This window comes from Scardovia inopinata JCM 12537, assembly GCF_001042695.1.
Lineage (GTDB): Bacteria > Actinomycetota > Actinomycetes > Actinomycetales > Bifidobacteriaceae > Scardovia > Scardovia inopinata.
This window is the reverse complement of sequence record NZ_AP012334.1, coordinates 253,770-276,096: the sequence shown is the minus strand read 5'-3', so window position 1 is coordinate 276,096 and position 22,327 is coordinate 253,770. Positions and strand designations below refer to the sequence as shown.

The following is a 22,327-nucleotide window of genomic DNA, read 5'->3' as shown; positions in this document are numbered from 1 at the left end:
TGCCTGCTTATTTAGAAGCTGGCTGCAGCAGTGGTGTCGACAGTATCATTGGCTGCCATAGAGGCATCAGGCCGAGCCCCAATGTTAAAGCCCAAATCGTCGGTTGCCGATTGAGGATCATCGTCCTCTTCCTTCATGTCAATGGCCTGACCTTCTGCATTCAGGACCTCAACATTCAGGGACAGGGACTGCATCTCTTTAAGCAAAACCTTGAAGGACTCAGGGATACCGGCCGGAGGCAGGTTATCGCCCTTAACAATGGCCCCATATGCCCGCACGCGGCCATCAACATCATCAGACTTGATAGTCATCATTTCGTGCAGGGTATAGGCAGCACCATAGGCTTCCAGGGCCCAGACTTCCATCTCGCCAAAGCGCTGGCCACCAAACTGGGCCTTACCGCCCAGAGGCTGCTGGGTAATCATGGAATAGGGGCCGGTAGAGCGGGCATGGATCTTGTCGTCTACCAGATGATGCAACTTCAGCATATACATGTAGCCTACAGAGATCGGCTTGGGGAAAGGCTCGCCAGTGCGGCCATCGAAGAGTTGAGCCTTGCCGTCATCTCCTACCAGGTAGTTGCCGTCACGGTCGGGCCGGGTGGTGTGAAGAAGACCATGCATAGCATCGGTACGAACACCGTCAAAGACAGGAGTTGCTACATGGCTGCCAGGATCACCCTTTTCGGCCCCGGCAGGAATGTGCTTCTTCCACTCGGCTTCCAGATCGGGATCAATGCTGATGTCCCAACCGGAATGAGCGATCCAGCCCAGATGAAGTTCCAGGACCTGACCCAGATTCATACGGCTGGGCACACCCAGGGGGTTGAGCATAATGTCAATGGGGGTTCCATCGGCCAGGAAAGGCATATCCTCTTCGGGCAGAATCCGGGAGATCACGCCCTTATTGCCGTGACGACCGGACAGCTTGTCGCCCTGAGTAATCTTGCGGTGCTGAGCAATGTAAACCCGGATCATCTGGTTAACGCCGGTAGGCAGCTCATCGCCAGCCTCTTCGGCCTCTTCCTTAGTAATCTCCTTGATGGAAATGACCGTTCCCCGTTCTCCGTGAGGTACCCGCAGAGAAGTATCACGAACTTCCCGGCTCTTCTCGCCAAAGATAGCCCGCAGGAGTCGCTCTTCAGGCGTCAGTTCAGTCTCACCCTTAGGAGTGACCTTGCCAACCAGAATATCGCCTGCTTCTACTTCAGCTCCAATGCGAACAATTCCCCGGTCATCCAGGTTAGCTACAGCATCCTCCGACACGTTGGGCAGGTCCCGGGTAATTTCCTCGGACCCCAGCTTGGTTTCGCGGGCATCAATCTCAAACTCTTCAATATGAATGGAGCTGAGAGTATCGTCTCGGACCAGGCGCTGGGAAATAATCACAGCATCCTCGTAGTTGTAGCCGTTCCAAGGCATAAAGGCGACCAAAAGGTTCTTGCCCAGGGCTATTTCACCCTGATCGGTAGCAGGACCGTCAGCCAGAACAGATCCTTCCTCAACCCGCTCTCCCTGGGAAACCAGGGGAACCTGATTGTAGCAGGTCATCTGGTTGGACCGCTGGAACTTTGTCAGCTTGTAGCTGGAGGTGGTGTCATCATCGTTCATGACCCGGATCAGGTCAGCAGACACATAGGTGACTACACCGTTCTTTTCAGACAGGACCACATCGCCTGAATCTACAGCAGCACTCCATTCACCTCCGGTTCCCACCAGGGGCCGTTCGGACTTGACCAGGGGGACGGCCTGGCGCTGCATGTTGGCGCCCATTAGGGCTCGGTGCCCTTCATCATGCTCCAGGAAGGGGATGAGGGAGGAACCAACCGAGACCATCTGGCGGGCCGAGACATCCATGTAATCCACCTGATCCACGGGCACATCCTCTGCTTCCGCTTCATCATCACGGACCAAAGCGCTCTTGGTCAGGAAATTGCCTTCTGAATCCAGCTCCTGGTTAGCCTGAGCAATCACATGGCCGTGTTCCTGATCAGCAGTCATGTAGACCACATCGTTGGTCACATGGCCGTTTTCCACCTTGCGGTAAGGAGTTTCAATGAAACCAAAGGGATTAATTCGGGCGAAAGTGGACAGGCATCCAATCAAACCAATGTTGGGGCCTTCAGGAGACTCAATGGGGCACATACGCCCAAAGTGAGATGGGTGTACATCACGAACTTCCATGGAGGCACGGTCACGGGACAGACCGCCGGGACCCAGAGCCGACAGGCGGCGCTTGTTGGTTACCGATGCCAAAGGATTGTTCTGATCCAGGAACTGGGACAACTGAGAAGTTCCGAAGAACTCCTTGATCGTTGCCGCCACGGGACGGATATTTAACAGGGACTGAGGGGTGATAGCCTCAGGTTCCTGGGTAGTCATACGCTCGCGGGCAACCCTCTCCATGCGTGACAGGCCGGTGCGCAGCTGAGTTTGAATCAGTTCACCCACCTGGCGAATGCGGCGGTTGCCGAAGTTATCAATATCGTCAGTGTCAACCGGGAGTTCAATATCTTTGCCCTCGCGCTTGCCAGGGAAAGTATCCTTTCCGTCGTGCAGGGTCACCAGATATTTCATGGTGGCTACGATATCGTCCCGGGTCAGGCTTCGATTCTGGTAGTCAGTATCCAGTCCCAGTTTGCGGTTGATCTTGTAGCGGCCAACCCGGGCAAGATCGTAACGCTTATTATTAAAATAGAAGGATTCCAGCAGGTTCCGTCCCGCTTCAGGCGTGGCGGTATCGCCAGGGCGAATGCGGCGGTAAAGCTCGGTCAGAGCCTGGTCCTGGCTAATTTCTGGTTCTTTCGACAGGGCATCCATGACCAGAGGATAGTCTGTGAAAGCCTCTGCAATCTCGGATCGGGTCATGCCAATAGCCTGGAGGAAAATGATGGCGGACTGCTTGCGCTTGCGGTCAATACGAACACCCAGAACATCACGCTTGTCAATCTCAAATTCCAGCCAGGCTCCCCGGGAAGGGATGATCTTGGCATCAAAGACGTCCTTATCTGATGTGCGGTCTGGAGTACGGCCAAAATAAACACCAGGAGACCGGACCAGCTGAGAAACAATGACCCGCTCAGTTCCGCCAATAATGAAGGTGCCATGCTTAGTCATCAGGGGGAAATCACCCATGAAAACGGTCTGAGACTTGATCTCACCGGTATCATAATTGGTGAACTCTGCGTTCACATACAGGGGTGCAGAGTAAGTCTGATCCTTCTCCCGGCATTCCTGCACGGTGTGGCGGGGTTCTTCAAAGTAAGGGTCAGTGAAGGTCAGGGACATAGTCTGAGCAAAATTTTCGATGGGTGAAATTTCATCGAAAACTTCCTGCAGACCTGAGGTGTGGCCCACGGTGTAGGTACCGTTTTTTTCATCCTCTTCGACCCGCTTACGCCAGCGCTCATTGCCCACCAGCCAATCGAAACTGTTGGTCTGCACGCCCAGAAGGTCGGGAACGGAAATAGGTTCTCGGATGGATCCAAAATTAATGCGATCAGTTGCTTTACGGAGTTCAATTTCGTGCTGATCAGCGCGAGCATAAGGAGCCGTAGTGCTTTGTGTCTTTTTCGCAGCCAAGGATTTTCCTATCGTCTACTGTAATTTCTTATGATTTACTTGCAAACGCAGGCGATGTGCCGCTATATACATCATCGCGGGCGTCAGGGAGAGTGCCCGCAATATGACACTGCTCAAAACAGTAAAAATAATAGGCCAGGGCCAGGACTTTTCACCAGACTTTTCATCAGTAGCTAGGCCATCAATGGCCCGTTCCCCTGTGCTCTTAGCGTAAATCTTATGAAAAATAAAAGGTCCTGGCTCAATAACTCAAGTCAGGACCTTCAGGCGGATGATGTGAGATTCGAACTCACGGAGGTATTGAGCCTCACACGATTTCGAGTCGTGCTCCTTCGACCGCTCGGACAATCATCCTTCTGTTTTGGCAATTATGCCACAGAGCCACAACTTTAGGCCCAGTCCAAAGTTCTCTCTGAGCTCAGCCTAGTCTCTTGGACTCAGTTCAGTCTTGAGCTCAGCTCAGTCCAAGGTCCTTTTGGCCCTGATCGCTTGAGAGCGGGCAGCCAGAAGATTATCAGGGGGATAATTTACCTTTTCCAGTGTCAGTCCACAGGCCGGAGCCGGCCCGCTGGCCCCCTCCCGCTGGGGATTATGTATCTTATCCAGGAACCACTCCAGACTCTTCTTGCCCATGCCTACCTGAAGGCTGGCATTCACCAGGGACCGGACCATGTTGTGGGCAAAAGCATCGGCAATAATGGTAAACTCCAGCAGGCCCGACTCCAGAATATCGATTTGATAAGCGCTGTCCTGACCGGGCCGCCAGCCTACGGCCTGAGTCTTGGATTGGGATTGGCCAGGATGTGCTGTCGGAATTTGAGACTTATGGTCGGAACTGGCCCGGGAACTATCCCCGGAACTGCTGGGGGAACAATCGGCAGCGTTCCTGTCAGTCTCAACCATGAGATTACCGGAGTTGGGGGAGTAATTGCTCAAGCTCAGAGAATCTGCTCCCACCCGCCGCCAATGAGCATACTTGACCTCACGGATAGTGGTTCCGCCCGGATTAGGGGTGGCAAAAGAACCAAAATCGTGGAGGCCAACTATTTCCGCCAGGGCTGTATTCATAATCTGGATGTCCGTCGATCGCCGCAGATTCAGTACAAAAGAACGCAGCCGAGGATCATAGGAGGTCTGATCATCTGCCACCCGGTATACATACACCCGGTCTGAAGCAGAGAAACGAGCATCAAAGCCCTCAGGGGCAGGACTAATAGCAGAGACGCTGAGATCATCGGGAAGAATGCGCCTGAGCCGATAAGTTAAAGCATCCCAAGGCTTGAAGCGGGCCGGATCCAGATGTCCCTGAGCCCGCCCCAGGAGATCCTGATCAAGATCCAGATGACAGACCTGGCCTCGGGCATGAACCCCTGTATCTGTACGGCCGGCAACCACCAGATGAGGCCAAAACGATACCGGGGCTGACTGATTGGCGAGAGCTTTGGCGAAAGCTGAGGGATAGTCAGCAGTCTGACCGGCAGGCTGCCACAGATGGAGAACCTTGGCAATGGCTGCCTCCAGTTCCCCCTGGACAGTTCTGAGGTCAGGCTGACGGGCCCATCCGTGAAAATCTGTACCATCATAGGAACAATCAATCTTCAAGCGCATAGAGCCCATTTTCCCATAGGGAAAGGAAATAGGTTGAAAGCCCAAACCCTGGTCTAGTACCGCATATTTATACCGTTCTTGCGACCGCGACGCAGAATGAGGCTAAAAAGCAGATACCCGATAAGTAGGTAAATCAGGCTCTGTCCGCTGACTATCAGCAACTGAGAAACGGCGACAGGCCGGGTCCAGGCCCGCTGAATCAATTCATATCCATATTGGAGGGGAAGAATTCTTCCCAGCCACATGACAGGCCGAGGAAGAAGGCTCAGCGGAACGACCATTCCTGAAACCAGCATGAGAATATAGGTAAAAAGGCTGGAATAAGACTGAGTACGGGTATAAACCACTATTAAAGCAACAAAGATGAGAGTGAAGCCAAAGAGCCCGACAAGAATAATGAGACAGAGGCCAATAATCGGCCAGTTCACAGCCATGGGAATACGCAGAAGAGCAAAAAGACCGGCGATGAAAAGAGCATCAATCACTATGGCAACCAGGCTCCAGGTTAAAGTTTTCACCATGATCTGGGTGAAGAGCGAGGTCGGTTTAAGCATCAGTTGGGTAAAAGTGCTGTCCTGTTTATCGGTCGAAATGGAGACGCTGGACTCAGTGATCATGGTTGAGGAGGCTGTCCAGAGAAAATATCCCAGCCAGGCAGTGGAATTTGACCGGGCGTCGGTGGACAGAGCAAACATAGCAATAAGGATGCTAGTCAATATTAGATCAGAGACATAATTACTCCAGTACATGCGCAGTTCCAGCAGATAGCGGCGGATTTCCGCAGCCAGTAAAATTCCGTATCTACGCATCAGTCAGCTCCCTTTTGATCAGAGTCTTCCGCTTTCTCCTGGTCAGCCAGACCACCCCCGTCTGCAAAGTCCCCAGAAGATAGACTATCCTGGTCAAAAAGGCTCAGAAGAATCGCCTCCAGGCCGTAGCGTTCCCCTTCTGCTGCTCCCATCTGGCGGCTGTGAACATCAAGAAAGTTTTGGTAGCTTCCCTGCCATTGGGTCTGACCATGAGTGATGAGGGTGATGTCATCAGCCACTGTTTCTATCACTTCCGACTGGTGAGAAGCAATAATAATTCCCACTCCTTGATGAGCCAGATTCTTAACTGTCTTAAGAAAATCCCTCTTGGAAACCACATCCAGGCCCAAAGTGGGCTCGTCCAAAATAAGAAGCTCCGGCCTGGGAAGCAAGCATAGCCGTTACCAGAGCCAATTTCTGCTGAGTCCCCCACTGGTTTATTCATATGCTCAGTCAATTCCAGAGCATCCATCAGATTGCGGGATCGAGACAGGGTTTCCTTACGGGACAGGCCATACAAGGCACCTTGATAGGCTAAGTTATTCCAGCCAGTAAGAAACATATAGGCCAGGGAAGAATCTTCCAGAACACAGGACAGGTGCGAATAGAGATTGTTCTTCCATTTTTCAACAGATTTTCCGCGAAAGGTGACCTGACCTGAATCAGGCTGAATGAGTCCGCACATCATCCGCAGGGTGGTGCTTTTGCCCGCCCCATTAGGACCCAGCAAACCCATGATCCGCCCGGGGACAATCTCCAGGGAAAGATGGGAAACGGCAGTTTTCCCCTTGAACTCCTTGCTGATGTCCTGAGCTGACAAAATATTTCTCATTCTCATCATCATATACCTTCCTTCTCTGGACTTCATCCAGGTGATATTGCAGATGATAGTCCAGATGCCATTTTAAAAAAGGACCTTGATATGAAAAACACATCAAGGTCCAATCAAAAAACAAGGAATATAAAAAGTAATCTGAACGTTTGACTTACTCAGTCTTAACAGACTTAGTATCGTCAGACTCTTCCTTTGCTTCGCCAGCCTCAGCAGCTTCTTCAACATCAGTCTGAGCGTCAGTTTCAGCTTCGGCTTCAGTTTCCTCAGCTTTGTCGTCTGCAGCCTGATCCTCTTGCTTTTCAGCTTCTACGGCTTCAGCAGCATCTTCTGCATCTTCCTTGGCGGCCTGCTTAGTAGCAGCCTCAGCCTCGGCGACAGTAGCTTTCTTGGCTGACAGGGGTTCAGTTACCAAGGCGATGATGGCCATGGGGGCTGCATCTCCGTGACGGGGAGCAGTCTTGATGATGCGGGTGTAGCCGCCCTCGCGCTCTTCCATCTGTTCAGCAATTTCAGTGAAAAGCTTGTGGACTACGGACTTGTTCCGCAGAACGCGCAAAACGCGGCGGCGGGAAGCCAGATCGCCTTTCTTGGCGAAGGTGATCAGCCTCTCAGCCAGGGGGCGCAGACGCTTGGCTTTGGGCAGGGTTGTTTTAATCTGACCATGCTCGAACAGGCTTGTAGCCATGTTGGCCAGCATCAGGCGCTCATGAGCCGGGCTTGAAGCCAGACGTGGGCCTTTCTTTGGTTGTGGCATAATTCTCCTTTCCGAGTCGGGTGGGCATCAGCCCGAACATCCGCTCGGTATTATTGTGCGGGTCTTGACAGGTTAGCTTACAAATCTTCAGGACTGAAGAAATTGCTGTCGTCAAGATCGATCTGGCCAAGTCCCAGAGGCGACTGCTTCAAAGACAGTCCCATGCTGGCGAGCTTATCTTTAACCTCATCAATAGACTTCTGACCAAAATTGCGAATGTCAAGCAGGTCCTGCTCCGACCTCTTGACCAGCTCGCCGATAGTATGGATTCCTTCGCGCTTGAGGCAATTATAAGACCGCTGAGTCAGATTAAGATCCTCGATAGGGATCTCCATCTGAGGATCGACCTCTTCGGTCACCGGGGCAGGGCCAACTTCTACGCCTTCAGCCTGATTGTTGAGCTCATGGAAAAGCCCGAAGAGCTCCACCAGGGTTGATCCGGCGGAAGCTACGGCGTCACGGGGGGTGATAGCCGGCTTTGTTTCCACATCAACGATGAGCTTATCAAAATCAGTGCGCTGCTCCACGCGGGTTGCTTCCACCTTGTAGCTCACTTTCACCACAGGTGAATAAATGGAATCAACAGGAATGCGACCGATCTCATCGCCCTCCTGCTTGTTCATCTGAGCCGGCACGTAGCCACGTCCACGCTCAACAGTGAACTCAATCTCGAGCTCTCCATCTTCGGCAAGGGTAGCAATGTGAAGATCAGGGTTGGCAATTACTACACCAGCAGGTGGAGTAATGTCAGCTGCTGTGGCTTCTCCCTCGCCGCTTTTACGCAGATACATGACAACAGGCTCATCGTACTCAGAAGTGAGCACGAGTTCTTTGATATTTAAAAGAATTTCAGTAACGTCTTCCTTGACCCCAGGCAGAGTGGTGAACTCATGCAGGGCCCCGGAAATACGTACCGATGTCACTGCTGCCCCCGGAATAGAACTCAGGAGAGTCCGGCGCAAGGAATTACCCAAAGTGTAACCAAAGCCGGGCTCCAAAGGCTCAATCGTAAAGCGCGAACGCTGGGGAGTAACTTGTTCCTCAGTAAGTGACGGACGCTGTGCAATAAGCACGTTGTATCCTTTCAGCTAGATTGGCTGTGCACTTGCCAATCAATGCGGGTTGGATGTTATTTCTTGTCTGAGTGCTTCAGACGCGGCGACGCTTAGGCGGGCGGACACCGTTGAATGCCTGCGGGGTGCGGTCGGTAATAGAACCAACCTCAAGTCCTGCAGACTGAAGAGAACGGATTGCGGTCTCGCGGCCGGAACCAGGTCCCTTGACGAATACGTCAACCTTCTTAACGCCATGCTCCTGTGCCTTACGGGCAGCCGCTTCTGCAGCCATGCCAGCAGCGTAAGGGGTGGACTTACGGGAGCCCTTGAAACCTACATCACCGCCGGAAGCCCAAGAAACAACGGCTCCTGAAGGATCAGTGATGGAGATGATCGTATTATTAAATGTTGATTTGATGTGCGCTTGGCCAACCGGTACCGACTTGCGGTCCTTGCGGCGAGGCTTGCGCGCGGCCTGCTTTGTAGCTGCCATTAACCCTCGTTTCCTTAAACGATTTTCTGCTTAGGCTTTAACGCCTTAAACCTTCTTCTTACCTGCAACTGTGCGCTTAGGACCCTTACGGGTGCGTGCGTTGGTTTTTGTACGCTGACCACGCACAGGCAAATGCCTGCGATGGCGGATACCTTGATAGCAGTTGATCTGAACCTTGCGGCGAATGTCTGCATCGATTTCACGGCGCAGATCACCTTCAATCTTATAATTGCCTTCCAGGTAATCACGAAGCTGAATGAGCTGTTCGTCAGTCAGATCCTTGACGCGAATATCCGGTGAGATACCGGTCGCTTCGAGGGTTTCTTTAGCGCGTGTGCGTCCCACACCAAAAATGTAGGTGAGGGCAACTTCAATGCGCTTCTCATTGGGGATGTCGACTCCGGCAAGACGTGCCATTGCGATTCCTTCTGTTCTACGGAGATCGTGCACCTAATCGTCCACTTATGTGGCCTAAGTCTCCGTACTTAGGGTTCAGCTTCTGCTGTGATTAGGCGCCTTACTGTGCCGCTGTATCTGCTAGCCCTGACGCTGCTTATGACGCGGGTTTTCACAGATCACCATGACGCGGCCGTGGCGGCGGATGACGCGGCATTTCTCGCAGATCCGCTTGACACTGGGACTAACCTTCATGGCTTTCCTTTTCTTGTATTACCGTGTAAGCCGGCAATTTACTTGTATCGATAGGTAATACGGCCACGGGTCAAATCGTAGGGACTCATTTCGAGCACCACACGGTCCTGAGGAAGAATACGGATGTAATTTTTCCGCATTTTCCCGGAAATAGTAGCCAGCACGATGTGTTTATTCTCGAGCTCTACCCGAAACATAGCATTAGGAAGGGCCTCAACAACCCGGCCTTCAACCTCGATCACATCATTTTTTGCCATATATCCTGTTTTCCTCGCTGCTGTTACCTCTGTGTGTCCTCGACCGAAAACACACCAAGTAGAAAGACTACCATACCCGCCAGACGATCTATGTCTGGCGGGTGGAGAGGAACTATTCTTTTCTGACAGCTTACTGACAGCAGCCTGTGGCTTACTGCTGGGAAGGCATCTGGGCGGGAGGCTGACTGTCTGGTGCAGGTCCTACAGGAGCGGGGTCAGCAGATGGGCCGGCAGAAGGCCTGGGAGGAACTGAACCGGCTGGGGTCCCAAAATTCACTCGGGGCGCTTCCCGGTCCTGCTGATCGGTTACAGAAAAGCTCTGCGCCTGTTCAAAATGGAACATGCCGGCTATCAGGTTAGAAGGAAAAACTTCCAACTTGGTGTTGTACTTCATGACCACATCATTGTAGAACTGACGGGCATAAGCAATCTTTTGCTCCAGCTCGCTCAGTTTGTTCTGCAGATCCATGAAATTCTGATTGGCTTTCAGCTCAGGATAGTTCTCTGCGGTGGCCAGGATGTTGACAATAGCCCTGCCGAGAGCATTTTCTGCCTGTGCTCTCTGCTCAATAGTTCCATTGGCGGCCATGTCTACCACCCGGGACCGAGCCTTGGCCACCTCTTCAAAAACAGATGATTCATGGGCCGCATACCCCTGAACAGTAGCCACCAGGTTAGGAACCAGATCAGCTCTCTGCTTAAGCTGGACATCGGTCTGAGCCCATCCGTTCTTCACCCGGTTACGCATGGTTACCAGGTTGTTGTACACAGAAATAGCCCAGAAGACGATTACTATAAGAATAACGATAATGACGATGGCTGCTATTGCTCCACCCATATTGTTCCTTTCGTCGGGTAGTAGGAATGCGTGTTACAGCTACAGATTTATTCTACAAGAAAGCAGCAACAGAGAGCCGCAGCAAGCGGACAAAGCCTCTCTTTTCAGCGACCCCCAAAGGAGCCGCCGCCTCCACCGCCGCCTCCACCGCCGAAGCCGCCTCCGCCAGAGAATCCACCACCGCCGGAATATCCGCTGTTGGAATATCCACTGTCGGACGATCCATAAGCCTGAGAAATAGCGGATCCCACTGTGTCTCCAATACTGGAAAAGCTGGAAGAGAAATCGGAAGCAAAATCCCCAAAGTTGTTAAAAGCTGAGGAAGGCATGTCATTAGCAAAACCCTGTCCCCCGAGGCCAGATGACTCGCCCATCCCGGATCCCCAAAAGCTCTTGTGGCTGACCAAAATATCAGGCATCCAGAACCAGCGGGTGGCAGACATACTGTAATCCATTCCAGCGGCCATGCCCAGGGATGCCTGTCCATCCACTCCTGATTGAGCCTGGCCCATGGCATTCATAGCCGAAATCTGCTGATGGAACTGCTGCAAAACTTCCTTGGTCATTCCAAAGGCAGCAGCATAAACCAAATACCGATCCCACAGGACCAGATCCTGCACTCCCCTGTCATTAAATTGGCTGAAATCCCGCAGATAATTTCGTAGAGACTCCGCCTGATAGAAATAGTCCTTCCCCTTGGCCGTTACCGGATGGATTTTCCCATATTTCCGCGCAGCGAGACCAGAGATAATCGTTGCCAGCCCTAGAACAAGGTAATAGGCAAAAGGACTGAAAAGCTGAGAAGCCTGGAAGAACTCCCAGAGGCCAAGAAGAACCATAAGGTAAGCTGTCAGTGTGGCTCCCAGCGGGTAGGATGCTGACTTAATATAAGCCTGCTTATATTCCCCGGCTAGGGAAGAGTTAAATGTCTTCAGCAGGTTAGCATTTTTCTTCTTCTTCAGAATAGAGGACATATCAGTGGAGTCGAAAGTAGGCGACCCTTTCTCCTCAGAAACACGAAGAAGAACCTTACCCAACGCTGCCTCGGTTGAATTGAGATGCAGATCCTGATACTCCTGGCTGTCGGTATGGATCAAAGCAGGGAGGATATGAACGGTCATGGCAGAGGCATAAGAGTGTTGATGCCGGTCGTTCTGCATGGAAACCATAGCAGAGCCAATCTCCTGATCGGTGGGATTATCCAGATTAAAGGACGTGTAATAGGAGGATTTACCCGGATAGACTGCGATGGCCTTCTTGGAAATCAGGGAAAGCATAAGAGATGATATCTGCTTACTCTTTGTTTTTCCATGAACCCTTTCCCCTAAATTGGCGGCCATATCCTCATAAACTCTGACAGCCAGAGACGGGCTGAAATCGGGCGGTTCCCTCCTGTAATCCCCGCTTGGTTGATATCTATACTTTTTGTATGCTTTCAGGGCCATGCTCCAGGCAAGACAAGCCATAATGATGCTGGCTGCAGTGGATCCAAAGAAAACCCAGACAGTTCTCCTGGCCTTCTGCTGGATCTGCTTATTATAGCGAGCCTCGGAATCAGCTTCTGTTTTTTGCGTCTTGTCCACAATGGCAGCGGTACTCTTGCGGGCACACTTCATGGAGTCATGGGTAAACATGGAAAGAATATCCAGGTATTGGCCGGGAGCAACAGCATCAGCCGTAAAAATCAGGGAATTATGAGCTCCTCTTTTTTTGGTGGATTCTCCGGTAAAATGATACCAGGCCCAGGATTTTTTCGTCCCCTCGGGAAAATAAAAATGTCCCTTTACATGATCTATGGGAACCGTGTTGGATTTATCAATCAAAGACCATTGGAACTGGGAAGCATCCCGATATTGAGTAATAGCATTCTCAAAAGTCATATGAATACTGAACGTATAAGTTCCCTTGTAGGTGACGGGAATATTCCAGCCCAGCTCCACTCTCTGAGTCTGACGGGATTCACCTGGCTGGGTTGGTTTAAGCTTCAGATCTGCCGGGTTTGACGACGTTTCCTGGATATATCCGTCATCATCAACTTTGGTCAGATACCAGGTGTTGGCAGCCTGAGAATTCCATTCATCTATGGAAATCTCGTGCGTATTGGCCTTCTGATAGCTGGTCTGCGTATATGTCTGCTGGCTGGTTTCATTTGTCACGGAAATATTCTTTATTCCTGTTGCCTGCCTGCTATCAAGAAGAAAACGGGTATACAGTTGCCTCCAGGCCCCTTCCCGGTTCGGCAGATCGACAGTGAGCTTTTCGGTCACATCAAGATTGCCGTTGGTCTGCATGCGAGCATGGTAAATCATAGAAGTGTAGCGGAGCTGACTTCCAGACTTCATGTGATTTTTGAAGATAGTCAGATTACCCGTCAGGTTGGGAAAAATGAGGACACAGGCCAGAAGGAGAAAAGGAAAGGTAAGCAAGGCCTTACCGAAAGATTTTCCAGCCCATCGCCAGTTGATAGCACCCATCTGTTCCACCCGTCTCTTAGGTCTGTGACTCTTAGGTCTGTGACTTACATTTACCTGATTATCATTTCGATTCCTTCAGAAGGACATCGGTAACCATTCTACCAAATACCCCGATTTCACAATACTCCGATTTCACAATACCTCAATTTCCCAGCTTCATCTGACCGAGTGCAGTTGAGTACACTATTGAGTGCACACTTGACTGCATCATGAAGCTGAACGCATTCGCCGCTACGTGGGTTATGAAAAAGCCGGGACTCCTCATTGCGAGGCCCGGCTAATCATGCATAAAACCTGTTACTTATTATTTGTCTGTTACTTATTATTTATACCGTGTGATCAAGATGATCAAGCTGGCTGATAACGGTTTTGCTAATCTGATCAATCTGGCCAACCCCGTTAATCTCCAGCAGGAGACCACGGTCTTTATAAATGTCCAGCAAGGGCTTGGTTTCCTTGGCATACACGTCCAAACGCCTGGCAATAACGTCAGGAGTATCATCAGAGCGGCCCTCAATTTCAGCCCGCTTGGTCATCCTGTCCATGAGCACCTGACGGTCAGCCTGAAGGGCAAGAACCTTATCCAGAGGAGTCTCCAGCTCTGCCAGCATCTGATCCAGGGCTTCAACCTGAGCAGCATTTCGGGGGTACCCATCCAGAATCCACCCTTGCTGAGCATCCTCCATGGCAAGACGATCCTTGATAATAGAATTGGTCAGCTGGTCGGGAACCAACTCTCCTTTATCAATAAAAGCCTGTACTTTCTTGCCCAGGTCAGTTTGGTTCTTCAGGTTATAGCGAAAAATATCCCCGGTCGAGATGGCGGGAATCTGGTAGTGCTCAGCCAGCAAAGCAGCCTGAGTACCTTTGCCCACTCCCTGGGGTCCCATAATCAAAAGACGCATTATCTGCTCCTTTATCCTTTATATCCATACAGGCACATTCCTGCATGGGTGCACACTGTACACCTGTATTGTATGTGATGTGCATACTAGTCGCATACCAGCTGTATATCTGTCGTTGCGTAATGCTGAAATTACTTATTCAGTTCTGCCTTCGCGCTGGCAGCATCAGCTTTCAGCAGGAATCCCTCATACTGGAACTGTTCTGTCTGGGCAGCTGCCTGACGAAGAGTATCCAAACCAACACCGGCAATAATCAAAATTGTGGTGCCGCCAAAGGGAAGGCGGGAGCTTAGGTTCAGAGCCATAATCAGAACTGTAGGAATCAGGCAGACAAAAAGCAGGTAAATGGAGCCTACCGTGTTAAGCCTGTTTACCACATATTTCAGATACTCTGATGTGGCCCTGCCGGCACGAATTCCTGGAATAAAGCCTCCGTATTCCTTCATATTATCTGCAGTTTCATCGGTGTTGAAGATGATAGACGTGTAGAAGAAGGTAAAGAAGACAATCATCAGGGAATAAAGGCAAATATACCACGTACTGGTGGTGTTGGCCAGGTTTGTATTAATCCAGATGACCCATTTTTGGCTGCTGTTGCCGAACTGGGCAACCAGGGTGGGGATAGCCAGAATAGACGAAGCAAAAATAGGAGGAATAACGCCTGACATGTTGACCTTAATAGGCAGGTAGGTGGACGTCCCCCCATACATCTTGCGGCCAATCATTCTGCGGGTGTACTGGACCGGAATTCGTCTTTGCATCAGTTCTATGTAGTTGACAAAGATCAGGATAAAGATAATAACAGCAACAACCACACCAAACTTTACCCACTCATGTTTGGCGTAGCCAATGGTCCAGAGCTGCGGAAGGAAACTGGAGCAGATGGAGGTAAAGATGAGGATGGACATACCATTGCCGATTCCCTTTTCAGTAATCAGCTCGGCCATCCACATGATAAATCCGGTTGCACCGGTCATGATCAAAACCATCACACTCAGGTTCCAGACAGAGCTGTCAGGAATTATCTGCTGGGTGCAGGCGCCGTTGAAGAGCTGGCCTGACCGGGCAGTTACCAGAATAGTGGTGGATTGAAGCACCGCCAGACCAATGGTCAGGTAGCGGGTGTATTCGGTAAGTTTGGCTTCGCCTGACTGGCCTTCTTTGTGGAGTTCCTCAAAGCGTGGAATAACCACGCGCAAAAGCTGGATAACGATGGATGCTGTGATGTAGGGCATGATGCCCAGAGCAAAGATGGACAGTTGGAGCAAAGCACCACCAGAGAAAAGGTTGACGAGACCAACGAAGTTCTCTGCTGTCTCTAAAGACGCACACTTCTGCACCGCAGTATAGTCCACACCAGGTGTAGGAATGAATGAGCCGATACGGAAGATGATGATCATAAAGATCACGAAAAGAATCTTATTCCGCAGCTCTTTGGTTTTTAAAGCCTGGATGAGGGTTCTCACTGGGCCTCCTCACAATTTGGAGTTCTAACACACACTAAACAAAAATTATACAAAAAACATGAGACCCCCTCAACACCGTATGCATTGAGAGGGTCTCATCCTGTCATCAGACAAGCTTACATATTCAGCCAAAGTCTGTAATCTGCTGATTATTCAGCGGAAACAGAGCCACCGGCCTCCTCAATCTTCTTCAATGCCGAGGCAGAGGCCTTGACTCCCTTGAAGGTGTATGCAGCCTTAACCTCGCCGGTTCCGAGAACCTTCACCGGCTGATTCCGGCGGACAGCTCCCTTCTCAACAAGTGCATCTACAGTGACCTCTCCCCCATCAGGGAAAAGCTGAGATACCTTGTCAAGGTTGACTACCTGGTATTCAACCTTGAAGGGGTTCCTGAATCCACGCAGCTTGGGAAGACGCATATAAAGGGGCAGCTGGCCGCCTTCAAAACCAGGACGAACCTGGTAGCGGGCTTTAGTGCCCTTAGTGCCCCGGCCAGAAGTCTTACCCTTGGAACCTTCACCACGACCCACACGGGTACGGCTCTTCTTAGCACCAACTGCTGGACGGAGGTCATGCATCTGAAGAATATCTACTTCCTGCTCTTGTGCCATAGTTATGCCTCCTCAACAGTAACCAGGTGGGCAATCCGACGGACTACGCCACGAACTATAGGGGTATCTTCGCGAACAGTGCTCTGCCCAATCTTATGCAGACCCAGGGTCCGCACACAGTCCTTCTGACGCTGATCGGCACCAGCAAGCCCCCTCTTCAGGGTGATCTTAATCTGCTTGTTGTCTGCCATTACTCACCATCCTTTGCTGCTTTTGCGGCCTGAGCTTCTTCACGAGCCTTGCGTTCCTCATCAATACCGGCAGCCTGTTCACGCAGAAGACGATCAGGAGCAACCTCCTGCAAAGTCATATTGCGGCGGGCTGCAACTTCCTGAGGCTCCTCCAGACTCTGCAAAGCCTGGATAGTTGCACGAACGGTATTGATAGCGTTGCCTGATCCCATGGTTTTGCTGAGAATATCGGAAATGCCAGCGCACTCCAAAACAGCACGGACAGCGCCGCCTGCAATTACACCGGTACCAGGGGCTGCCGGGCGCAGGAGAACTGTGCCTGCAGACTCATGGCCAATAACCGGGTGAGGAATAGTGCCACGCAGACGGGGAACAGTAAACATGTGCTTCTTGGCTTCGAGCTGGCCTTTGGCAATAGCTGCCGGGACCTCACGAGACTTGCCGTAGCCCACGCCAACAGTTCCGCGTCCATCGCCCACAACCACCAGGGCTGCGAAGCTCATGGTACGACCGCCCTTATTGGTCTTGGATACGCGACGGATAGTAACCACACGGTCCATCAGCTCATCGCGCTTGTCTTCACGGTCACGGCGGGAACGGCGCTCACCACGTCCGCGGCCCGACCTGCGGGAACGGCGCTCGCCTGCGCCTTCCTTGCCGGCAGAGGCAGCAGCCTGATCAGCGGTCTGCACGTCGGTGACCTCTTCAGTTTCTTTTACAGTCTGTTCATCGCTCACAGCTGCAAACCTCCTTCACGGGCGCCGTCTGCAACAGCTGCGACGCGGCCATGGTACTTGTTGCCGCCACGGTCAAAGACAACAGCGGTAATCCCTGCATCTATTGCCTTCTGAGCAATCTGCTCACCGACCTTCTTGGCAGCCTCGGTTTTGGTTCCCTCAAAGGAACCGAAATCATGAGCCAGAGTTGAAGCACTGACCAGGGTTACACCCTTGGTATCATCAACAATCTGAGCAACCATATTACGGTTAGAACGAGTAACAACAAGACGGGGACGCTCGGCTGTGCCGACAATCTTCTTGCGCAGACGGGCATGACGACGCAGGCGAGAGATCTTCTTACCTTTACCGATAATTTTGACTGTCATTACTTACCAGCCTTTCCAGCCTTGCGGATGATGCGCTCATCGTCGTACTTGATTCCCTTGCCCTTATAAGGTTCAGGGGAACGGAGCTTGCGGATGTTAGCGGCAACCTGGCCTACAACCTGCTTGTCTGTACCTTTGACGATAACCTCATTGGGATTAGGAATCTCAAATTCAACACCTTCAGGAGGGTTGACAGTAATCGTATGAGAATAGCCCAGGGAGAATTCAATCCCCTTACCTTTGGCCGTAGCACGATAACCTGTACCCACAATCTGCAGGCGACGGGTGAACCCATCGTGAACACCTTTGACTATGGAAGCAATAATAGAGCGGCTCAGGCCATGCTTAGCCCGGGTTTGGCGCTCATCATCTGCTGCTTCAACGAAAATTTCGTTGCCATCAAGCTTTGCAGTAATGCCCTGGGGCAGGGTGTAGCTGTCGCTTCCCTTGGAGCCCTTGGCGGTGACTACATCGCCATCGATCTTTACTTCTACTCCAGCCGGAACGGTGACGGGGAGTTTACCAATATGTGATGCCATTGACTACCCCTCCTTTACCACACGTAGGCAACGATTTCGCCGCCAATACCTCTATCGAGGCATTCCTTCTGAGTCATCAAACCGGAGCTTGTGGAGATGATAGCCACGCCCAAGCCTCCCAAAGGCATAGGGAGGGCATCGGACTTCGCGTACCGACGCAGACCAGGCTTGGAGATGCGCTTAATTCCATTGATGCTCTGCTCACCGCGGGGGCCATACTTGAGAGTAATCTCCAGGGTCTGGCCTACACGGGCTTCCTTTGCTTCGAAGCCTGCGATATAACCTTCGCGCTTCAGAATCTCAGCAATATGTGCTTTGAACTTGGAGTAAGGCATATCCACGGTTTCGTGTTTTGCCGCACTCGCATTACGCAGACGTGTCAACATATCTGCGATTGGATCTGTCATTGTCATTTTTGGGCTTATGCCCTTCCTCGCCGTGGTTTCCGTCGCTTGGCATCAGAAAGATGTATGGGCCACGGACCTTCAGCGTCAATTTTTACCAACTGGACTTCGTAACGCCGGGGAGCTCACCGCGATGAGCCTTCTCGCGAAGGCAGACACGGCAGAGACCGAACTTGCGATAAACGGAATGAGGACGTCCGCACACCTGGCAGCGGGTATAACCACGCACACCGAACTTGGGCTTACGGGCCGCCTTATTCTTCAGAGCGGTTTTTGCCATACTAGTTCTCCTTGAATGGGAATCCAAGATGCTTCAGGAGGGAGCGAGCCTCTTTGTCATCCGTGGTGTTTGTAACGACTGTAATATCCATACCGCGGCGATGATCAATGGAATCAGGATCGATCTCATGGAACATGGACTGTTCGGTCAGACCGAAGTTGTAATTGCCGTTTCCATCGAACTGGTCTGCGCTGATTCCGCGGAAATCGCGAATACGAGGGAGGGCCAGCGTCAAGAGACGATCGAGGAATTCCCACATACGATCCCCACGAAGGGTAACGAATGCGCCAATAGCCTGGCCTTCACGCAGATGGAACTGAGCAACAGACTTCTTTGCGCGCGTTACCTTGGGCTTCTGACCGGTAATCAAAGTCAGATCGCGGATGGCACCTTCAATAAGTTTGGAATCGCGGGCTGCAGCGCCAACGCCCATGGAGACGACGACCTTCTGCACCCTGGCAACCTGCATAGGATTGGAATAGTTAAATTCCTTTTCCATAGCAGGAACGATTTCCTTCAGGTACCGTACCTTGAGGCGTGGAACTGCTGGTGCTTCTACTTCAGTGCTCATGCTAGCTCCTTACCTGACTTCTTGGCTACGCGCACTCGAACGCGCTTAACTCTACCATCACGCGCTTCCTCGGAGACCTTAACACCAACGCGGGTTGGCTTCTTGGTCTCGGGGTCAATCACCATGACATTGGACCTGTGAATGGGTGCTTCAGTGGAAACAATTCCCGCTTCCTGTCCCTGCTGATTGGCGCGGACGTGCTTCTTAACGATTTGAACGCCTTCAACGATCAAACGATCGTTGGGCAGAACGCGAAGAACCTTGCCCTCGGCTCCCCTATCTTTGCCGCGGATAACCTTGACCTGGTCACCACTCTTAATCTTGGCTACCATCAGATCACCTCCGGTGCAAGGGACACAATCTTCATGAAGCGCTTATCACGCAGTTCACGACCGACCGGTCCGAAAATACGCGTTCCCTTGGGCTCGCGACCGCTGCCCAGAATGACAGCAGCATTCTCATCGAACTTGATGTATGAACCGTCTTTACGGCGGTTTTCCTTAACTGTACGAACGACGACAGCCTTAACGACATCGCCCTTCTTGACCGACCCGCCAGGAATTGCATCCTTGACGGAGGCGACAATAACATCGCCAATGCCGGCATAGCGTCGCTTCGATCCACCGAGCACGCGGATAGCCAAGATTTCCTTGGCACCCGTGTTGTCGGCAACATGAAGCCGTGATTCTGGTTGAATCATTGATTCTCCTTAGCCGAGCTGGTCCTCCTGATACACCACAGGGGTGTACCAAGAGCCTTGCCGAACTTATTTACTTAGCACGCTCCACGATGGCAGTCAAACGCCACCGCTTTGTTTTGCTTAAAGGCCTGGTTTCCATAATGGTAACGAGATCACCTACATGAGCCTCGTTCTTTTCATCATGAACCTTAACGTTGCGATTGCTACGCACGACCTTACCATAAAGGGGGTGTGTAGAACGCTGTTCCAGCGACACGGTAATGGTCTTGTCCATTGCTTCGGACACAACATAGCCGCGGCGCACCTTACGCGCATTGCGCTCAAGCTTTTCAGCCATAGTTACTTATCAGCCTTTCCGCTTGTTTCCTCGGGAGCTTCAGTAATGCCGAGCTGGCGCTCACGCAGAACAGTCAGCATACGGGCCACATCAGCTTTAACAGCCTTGATGCGGGCACTGTTTTCGAGCTGACTGGTTGCCTTCTGGAAGCGCAAGTTAAAAAGCTCTTCCTTAGACTTCTTGATCAGGCCTTCAATTTCGGCATTGGTCTTCTCATTGAGATTTTTCATACTGTAATCTGGAGTACCGATAGACATTAGTTGTTACCGCCTTCACGTGCGATGATCCTGCATTTCATAGGCAGCTTATCAATAGCCCTGCGAAGTGCCTCACGGGCTACATCCTCAGAAACACCTGAAATCTCAAACATAACACGTCCAGGATGCACGTTGGCAATCCAGAACTCAGGAGCGCCCTTACCGGAACCCATACGGGAGCCCAGGGGGTGCTTGGTCAGAGGACGGTCGGGGAAGATGGTAATCCACACACGGCCGCCACGCTTAATATAGCGTGTCATGGCAATACGGGCAGCCTCAATCTGACGATTGGTAATATAGGCAGGGGCCAAAGCCTGAATGCCGAAATCACCAAAGTTGATCTCGTTGCCACCCTTGGACATGCCGCGGCGCTTGGGGCGCTGCTGCTTACGATACTTAACGCGCTTTGGAATAAGCATTCGTTTACTCCTTTACTTCTGCTTCTTGAGCTACAGGAGCTTCTGCGCTGGCTGGCGCAGTCTGCTGGGCAGCCGCTGTGGTCTGGGCACCCTGCTCCGGACGGGAGGATCTATTAGGACGGCGAGACCGTCCGCCACGGCGAGACCTGTTGTTCTGCTGAGCCTGCTGCTCTTCAAACTGACGCTCTGTCATGTCTCCCTTGTAAATCCACACCTTGACTCCAATGCGACCATAAGTGGTACGAGCTTCGAAGAAGCCGTAGTCAATGAGGGCACGAAGGGTCTGCAGAGGGACGCGACCTTCACGGTAGAACTCAGACCTGCTCATTTCAGCTCCGCCTAAGCGGCCGGAGAGCTTGATCCTGATTCCCTGAGCACCGGCGCGCATGGCATCCTGCTGAGCCTTACGCATAGCACGGCGGAAGGTGACGCGGTTCGTCAACTGCTCAGCAATGCTCTGAGCAACCAGCTGAGCATCAATGGCAGCATTCTTCACTTCGAAGATATTCAGCTGGACCTGCTTGCCTGTGATTTTTTCCAGCTTGGCACGAACACGGTCAGCTTCTGCTCCCCGGCGGCCAATAACAATACCAGGACGGGCAGTGTGAATATCCACACGAACTCTGTCACGAGTACGCTCAATGACGATCCGGGAAACGCCTGCGCGTTCCAGGTCCTTCTGCATTTCCTTGCGAATCTTGTCATCCTCAAGAACGAAGTCGCGGTAGCGCTCCCCCGGCTTGGTGGAATCAGAGAACCACTTGCTGCGGTGAGATTCGGTTACGCCGAGGCGGTAGCCGAAGGGGTTAATCTTTTGTCCCATTATCGGGCTCCTTCCTTGTCGGCGACAACCACGGTGATATGGCTGGTACGCTTGTTGATACGTCCTGCGCGTCCCTGTGCACGGGCACGGAAGCGCTTGAGGGTAACACCCTCATCAACGTAAGTTTCCTTAACAACGAGCTCGTTCTCGCGGAACGGGACGCTGTCTTTATCGGCCAGTACACGAGCATTGGCTACAGCGCTTTCCAGAACCTTACGGACTGGAACGGCAGCATCCTGCGGTGCAAACTTCAAAATTGTGATAGCCTCGGTCGCCTTCTTGCCTCGGATGAGGTTGACCATGCGGCGAGCCTTGCGCGGTGTCACCCGTACGTGACGAGCAATTGCTTTAGCTTCCATGTGTC

Annotated in this window: 30 protein-coding genes and 1 tRNA gene; all 31 read right to left on the bottom strand. The window is 51.9% G+C overall.

All coding sequences use genetic code 11. From position 1 onward, the window contains the following. Positions 1-11: 11 nt before the first annotated feature. Entirely contained in the window at positions 12-3,581 is a 3,570-nt protein-coding gene (gene rpoB / locus SCIP_RS01120; RefSeq protein WP_006292653.1) for a DNA-directed RNA polymerase subunit beta, read from the bottom strand. A gap of 268 nt (positions 3,582-3,849) precedes the next feature. Beyond that, positions 3,850-3,935 (bottom strand) — tRNA-Ser (locus SCIP_RS01115). Between the two features lie 105 nt (positions 3,936-4,040). Then, positions 4,041-5,189, bottom strand: a complete 1,149-nt coding sequence (locus SCIP_RS01110; RefSeq protein WP_006292652.1) for a tRNA pseudouridine synthase A — start codon at positions 5,187-5,189, stop codon at positions 4,041-4,043. A 53-nt stretch (positions 5,190-5,242) separates the two neighbouring features. Further along, the gene (locus SCIP_RS01105; protein WP_006292651.1) at positions 5,243-5,998 is read right to left on the bottom strand and encodes an ABC transporter permease; all 756 of its coding nucleotides are present in this window, start codon (positions 5,996-5,998) and stop codon (positions 5,243-5,245) included. Beyond that, on the bottom strand, positions 5,998-6,282 hold the full coding sequence (locus SCIP_RS08265; protein ID WP_231851928.1) for a hypothetical protein: 285 nt from the start codon (positions 6,280-6,282) through the stop codon (positions 5,998-6,000). The genes SCIP_RS01105 and SCIP_RS08265 overlap by 1 nt, the downstream gene beginning before the upstream one ends. Continuing rightward, positions 6,246-6,842 carry an ATP-binding cassette domain-containing protein gene (locus SCIP_RS01100; protein ID WP_231287944.1) on the bottom strand — a complete coding sequence of 199 codons (597 nt, stop codon included), beginning with the start codon at positions 6,840-6,842 and terminating at the stop codon, positions 6,246-6,248. The genes SCIP_RS08265 and SCIP_RS01100 overlap by 37 nt, the downstream gene beginning before the upstream one ends. Before the next feature lie 142 nt (positions 6,843-6,984). Then, a complete protein-coding gene (rplQ, locus tag SCIP_RS01095) occupies positions 6,985-7,587 on the bottom strand; it encodes a 50S ribosomal protein L17 (protein ID WP_048349248.1) in 603 nt (200 codons plus the stop codon). A 77-nt stretch (positions 7,588-7,664) separates the two neighbouring features. Continuing rightward, on the bottom strand, positions 7,665-8,660 hold the full coding sequence (locus SCIP_RS01090; RefSeq protein ID WP_006292649.1) for a DNA-directed RNA polymerase subunit alpha: 996 nt from the start codon (positions 8,658-8,660) through the stop codon (positions 7,665-7,667). Positions 8,661-8,736: 76 nt separating this feature from the next. Beyond that, positions 8,737-9,135, bottom strand: a complete 399-nt coding sequence (rpsK, locus tag SCIP_RS01085; protein ID WP_006292648.1) for a 30S ribosomal protein S11 — start codon at positions 9,133-9,135, stop codon at positions 8,737-8,739. A gap of 45 nt (positions 9,136-9,180) precedes the next feature. Next, positions 9,181-9,552: a 30S ribosomal protein S13 gene (rpsM, locus tag SCIP_RS01080; RefSeq protein WP_006292647.1), complete on the bottom strand. Its 372-nt coding sequence runs from the start codon at positions 9,550-9,552 to the stop codon at positions 9,181-9,183. A 120-nt stretch (positions 9,553-9,672) separates the two neighbouring features. Beyond that, complete coding sequence (gene rpmJ / locus SCIP_RS07715) at positions 9,673-9,786, bottom strand: 50S ribosomal protein L36 (RefSeq protein ID WP_006291230.1); 114 nt, start codon at positions 9,784-9,786, stop codon at positions 9,673-9,675. Positions 9,787-9,824: 38 nt separating this feature from the next. Further along, positions 9,825-10,043 carry a translation initiation factor IF-1 gene (gene infA / locus SCIP_RS01075; protein ID WP_006288694.1) on the bottom strand — a complete coding sequence of 73 codons (219 nt, stop codon included), beginning with the start codon at positions 10,041-10,043 and terminating at the stop codon, positions 9,825-9,827. Between the two features lie 151 nt (positions 10,044-10,194). Continuing rightward, entirely contained in the window at positions 10,195-10,881 is a 687-nt protein-coding gene (locus tag SCIP_RS01070) for a LemA family protein (protein WP_006292646.1), read from the bottom strand. Positions 10,882-10,985: 104 nt separating this feature from the next. Beyond that, positions 10,986-13,355, bottom strand: coding sequence for a DUF2207 domain-containing protein (locus SCIP_RS01065; protein WP_040590424.1), 2,370 nt, complete (start codon positions 13,353-13,355; stop codon positions 10,986-10,988). 326 nt (positions 13,356-13,681) lie between these two features. After that, the gene (locus SCIP_RS01060) at positions 13,682-14,260 is read right to left on the bottom strand and encodes an adenylate kinase (RefSeq protein WP_006292644.1); all 579 of its coding nucleotides are present in this window, start codon (positions 14,258-14,260) and stop codon (positions 13,682-13,684) included. Between the two features lie 131 nt (positions 14,261-14,391). Next, positions 14,392-15,726: a preprotein translocase subunit SecY gene (gene secY, locus SCIP_RS01055; protein WP_006292643.1), complete on the bottom strand. Its 1,335-nt coding sequence runs from the start codon at positions 15,724-15,726 to the stop codon at positions 14,392-14,394. Positions 15,727-15,875: 149 nt separating this feature from the next. Then, entirely contained in the window at positions 15,876-16,337 is a 462-nt protein-coding gene (gene rplO / locus SCIP_RS01050) for a 50S ribosomal protein L15 (protein WP_006292642.1), read from the bottom strand. Positions 16,338-16,339: 2 nt separating this feature from the next. Next, a complete protein-coding gene (gene rpmD / locus SCIP_RS01045; protein ID WP_006292641.1) occupies positions 16,340-16,528 on the bottom strand; it encodes a 50S ribosomal protein L30 in 189 nt (62 codons plus the stop codon). Continuing rightward, entirely contained in the window at positions 16,528-17,265 is a 738-nt protein-coding gene (gene rpsE, locus SCIP_RS01040) for a 30S ribosomal protein S5 (protein WP_006292640.1), read from the bottom strand. The genes rpmD and rpsE overlap by 1 nt, the downstream gene beginning before the upstream one ends. Continuing rightward, entirely contained in the window at positions 17,262-17,633 is a 372-nt protein-coding gene (gene rplR, locus SCIP_RS01035) for a 50S ribosomal protein L18 (RefSeq protein ID WP_006292639.1), read from the bottom strand. Before rplR ends, rpsE begins: the two co-directional genes overlap by 4 nt. Beyond that, positions 17,633-18,172 carry a 50S ribosomal protein L6 gene (rplF, locus tag SCIP_RS01030; RefSeq protein WP_006292638.1) on the bottom strand — a complete coding sequence of 180 codons (540 nt, stop codon included), beginning with the start codon at positions 18,170-18,172 and terminating at the stop codon, positions 17,633-17,635. Before rplF ends, rplR begins: the two co-directional genes overlap by 1 nt. 14 nt (positions 18,173-18,186) lie before the next feature. Continuing rightward, complete coding sequence (gene rpsH, locus SCIP_RS01025) at positions 18,187-18,585, bottom strand: 30S ribosomal protein S8 (RefSeq protein WP_006292637.1); 399 nt, start codon at positions 18,583-18,585, stop codon at positions 18,187-18,189. Positions 18,586-18,670: 85 nt separating this feature from the next. After that, complete coding sequence (locus tag SCIP_RS01020) at positions 18,671-18,856, bottom strand: type Z 30S ribosomal protein S14 (RefSeq protein ID WP_040590422.1); 186 nt, start codon at positions 18,854-18,856, stop codon at positions 18,671-18,673. 1 nt (position 18,857) lies between these two features. Continuing rightward, positions 18,858-19,427 (bottom strand): 50S ribosomal protein L5, encoded by a 570-nt coding sequence (gene rplE / locus SCIP_RS01015; RefSeq protein ID WP_006292635.1) that lies wholly within the window; start codon positions 19,425-19,427, stop codon positions 18,858-18,860. After that, entirely contained in the window at positions 19,424-19,759 is a 336-nt protein-coding gene (gene rplX, locus SCIP_RS01010; protein WP_006292634.1) for a 50S ribosomal protein L24, read from the bottom strand. The genes rplE and rplX overlap by 4 nt, the downstream gene beginning before the upstream one ends. Further along, positions 19,759-20,127, bottom strand: a complete 369-nt coding sequence (gene rplN, locus SCIP_RS01005) for a 50S ribosomal protein L14 (protein ID WP_006292633.1) — start codon at positions 20,125-20,127, stop codon at positions 19,759-19,761. The genes rplX and rplN overlap by 1 nt, the downstream gene beginning before the upstream one ends. A gap of 70 nt (positions 20,128-20,197) precedes the next feature. Then, on the bottom strand, positions 20,198-20,464 hold the full coding sequence (gene rpsQ / locus SCIP_RS01000) for a 30S ribosomal protein S17 (protein ID WP_006292632.1): 267 nt from the start codon (positions 20,462-20,464) through the stop codon (positions 20,198-20,200). Positions 20,465-20,466: 2 nt separating this feature from the next. Beyond that, positions 20,467-20,721 (bottom strand): 50S ribosomal protein L29, encoded by a 255-nt coding sequence (rpmC, locus tag SCIP_RS00995; RefSeq protein WP_006292631.1) that lies wholly within the window; start codon positions 20,719-20,721, stop codon positions 20,467-20,469. Continuing rightward, on the bottom strand, positions 20,721-21,140 hold the full coding sequence (rplP, locus tag SCIP_RS00990) for a 50S ribosomal protein L16 (protein ID WP_006292630.1): 420 nt from the start codon (positions 21,138-21,140) through the stop codon (positions 20,721-20,723). The genes rpmC and rplP overlap by 1 nt, the downstream gene beginning before the upstream one ends. Before the next feature lie 4 nt (positions 21,141-21,144). Next, positions 21,145-21,963 carry a 30S ribosomal protein S3 gene (gene rpsC, locus SCIP_RS00985; protein WP_006292629.1) on the bottom strand — a complete coding sequence of 273 codons (819 nt, stop codon included), beginning with the start codon at positions 21,961-21,963 and terminating at the stop codon, positions 21,145-21,147. Continuing rightward, a complete protein-coding gene (gene rplV / locus SCIP_RS00980; protein ID WP_006292628.1) occupies positions 21,963-22,322 on the bottom strand; it encodes a 50S ribosomal protein L22 in 360 nt (119 codons plus the stop codon). The genes rpsC and rplV overlap by 1 nt, the downstream gene beginning before the upstream one ends. Positions 22,323-22,327: the final 5 nt, after the last annotated feature.

Coding starts and splice junctions, on each gene's coding strand:
- SCIP_RS01110 (WP_006292652.1), bottom strand. CDS start 5,189: ATGCGCTTGAAGATTGATTGTTCCTATGATGGTACAGATTTTCACGGA.
- rplN (WP_006292633.1), bottom strand. CDS start 20,127: ATGATTCAACCAGAATCACGGCTTCATGTTGCCGACAACACGGGTGCC.
- rpsK (WP_006292648.1), bottom strand. CDS start 9,135: ATGGCAGCTACAAAGCAGGCCGCGCGCAAGCCTCGCCGCAAGGACCGC.
- SCIP_RS01105 (WP_006292651.1), bottom strand. CDS start 5,998: ATGCGTAGATACGGAATTTTACTGGCTGCGGAAATCCGCCGCTATCTG.
- SCIP_RS01065 (WP_040590424.1), bottom strand. CDS start 13,355: ATGGGTGCTATCAACTGGCGATGGGCTGGAAAATCTTTCGGTAAGGCC.
- rpsH (WP_006292637.1), bottom strand. CDS start 18,585: ATGACAATGACAGATCCAATCGCAGATATGTTGACACGTCTGCGTAAT.
- rpsQ (WP_006292632.1), bottom strand. CDS start 20,464: ATGGCTGAAAAGCTTGAGCGCAATGCGCGTAAGGTGCGCCGCGGCTAT.
- rpsC (WP_006292629.1), bottom strand. CDS start 21,963: ATGGGACAAAAGATTAACCCCTTCGGCTACCGCCTCGGCGTAACCGAA.
- rpsM (WP_006292647.1), bottom strand. CDS start 9,552: ATGGCACGTCTTGCCGGAGTCGACATCCCCAATGAGAAGCGCATTGAA.
- rplO (WP_006292642.1), bottom strand. CDS start 16,337: ATGGCACAAGAGCAGGAAGTAGATATTCTTCAGATGCATGACCTCCGT.
- rpmJ (WP_006291230.1), bottom strand. CDS start 9,786: ATGAAGGTTAGTCCCAGTGTCAAGCGGATCTGCGAGAAATGCCGCGTC.
- infA (WP_006288694.1), bottom strand. CDS start 10,043: ATGGCAAAAAATGATGTGATCGAGGTTGAAGGCCGGGTTGTTGAGGCC.
- SCIP_RS01020 (WP_040590422.1), bottom strand. CDS start 18,856: ATGGCAAAAACCGCTCTGAAGAATAAGGCGGCCCGTAAGCCCAAGTTC.
- rplV (WP_006292628.1), bottom strand. CDS start 22,322: ATGGAAGCTAAAGCAATTGCTCGTCACGTACGGGTGACACCGCGCAAG.
- rplE (WP_006292635.1), bottom strand. CDS start 19,427: ATGAGCACTGAAGTAGAAGCACCAGCAGTTCCACGCCTCAAGGTACGG.
- rplQ (WP_048349248.1), bottom strand. CDS start 7,587: ATGCCACAACCAAAGAAAGGCCCACGTCTGGCTTCAAGCCCGGCTCAT.
- SCIP_RS01070 (WP_006292646.1), bottom strand. CDS start 10,881: ATGGGTGGAGCAATAGCAGCCATCGTCATTATCGTTATTCTTATAGTA.
- rplX (WP_006292634.1), bottom strand. CDS start 19,759: ATGGTAGCCAAGATTAAGAGTGGTGACCAGGTCAAGGTTATCCGCGGC.
- rpmD (WP_006292641.1), bottom strand. CDS start 16,528: ATGGCAGACAACAAGCAGATTAAGATCACCCTGAAGAGGGGGCTTGCT.
- rpmC (WP_006292631.1), bottom strand. CDS start 20,721: ATGTCTATCGGTACTCCAGATTACAGTATGAAAAATCTCAATGAGAAG.
- SCIP_RS01100 (WP_231287944.1), bottom strand. CDS start 6,842: ATGATGATGAGAATGAGAAATATTTTGTCAGCTCAGGACATCAGCAAG.
- rplF (WP_006292638.1), bottom strand. CDS start 18,172: ATGGCATCACATATTGGTAAACTCCCCGTCACCGTTCCGGCTGGAGTA.
- rplP (WP_006292630.1), bottom strand. CDS start 21,140: ATGCTTATTCCAAAGCGCGTTAAGTATCGTAAGCAGCAGCGCCCCAAG.
- rplR (WP_006292639.1), bottom strand. CDS start 17,633: ATGACAGTCAAAATTATCGGTAAAGGTAAGAAGATCTCTCGCCTGCGT.
- SCIP_RS01060 (WP_006292644.1), bottom strand. CDS start 14,260: ATGCGTCTTTTGATTATGGGACCCCAGGGAGTGGGCAAAGGTACTCAG.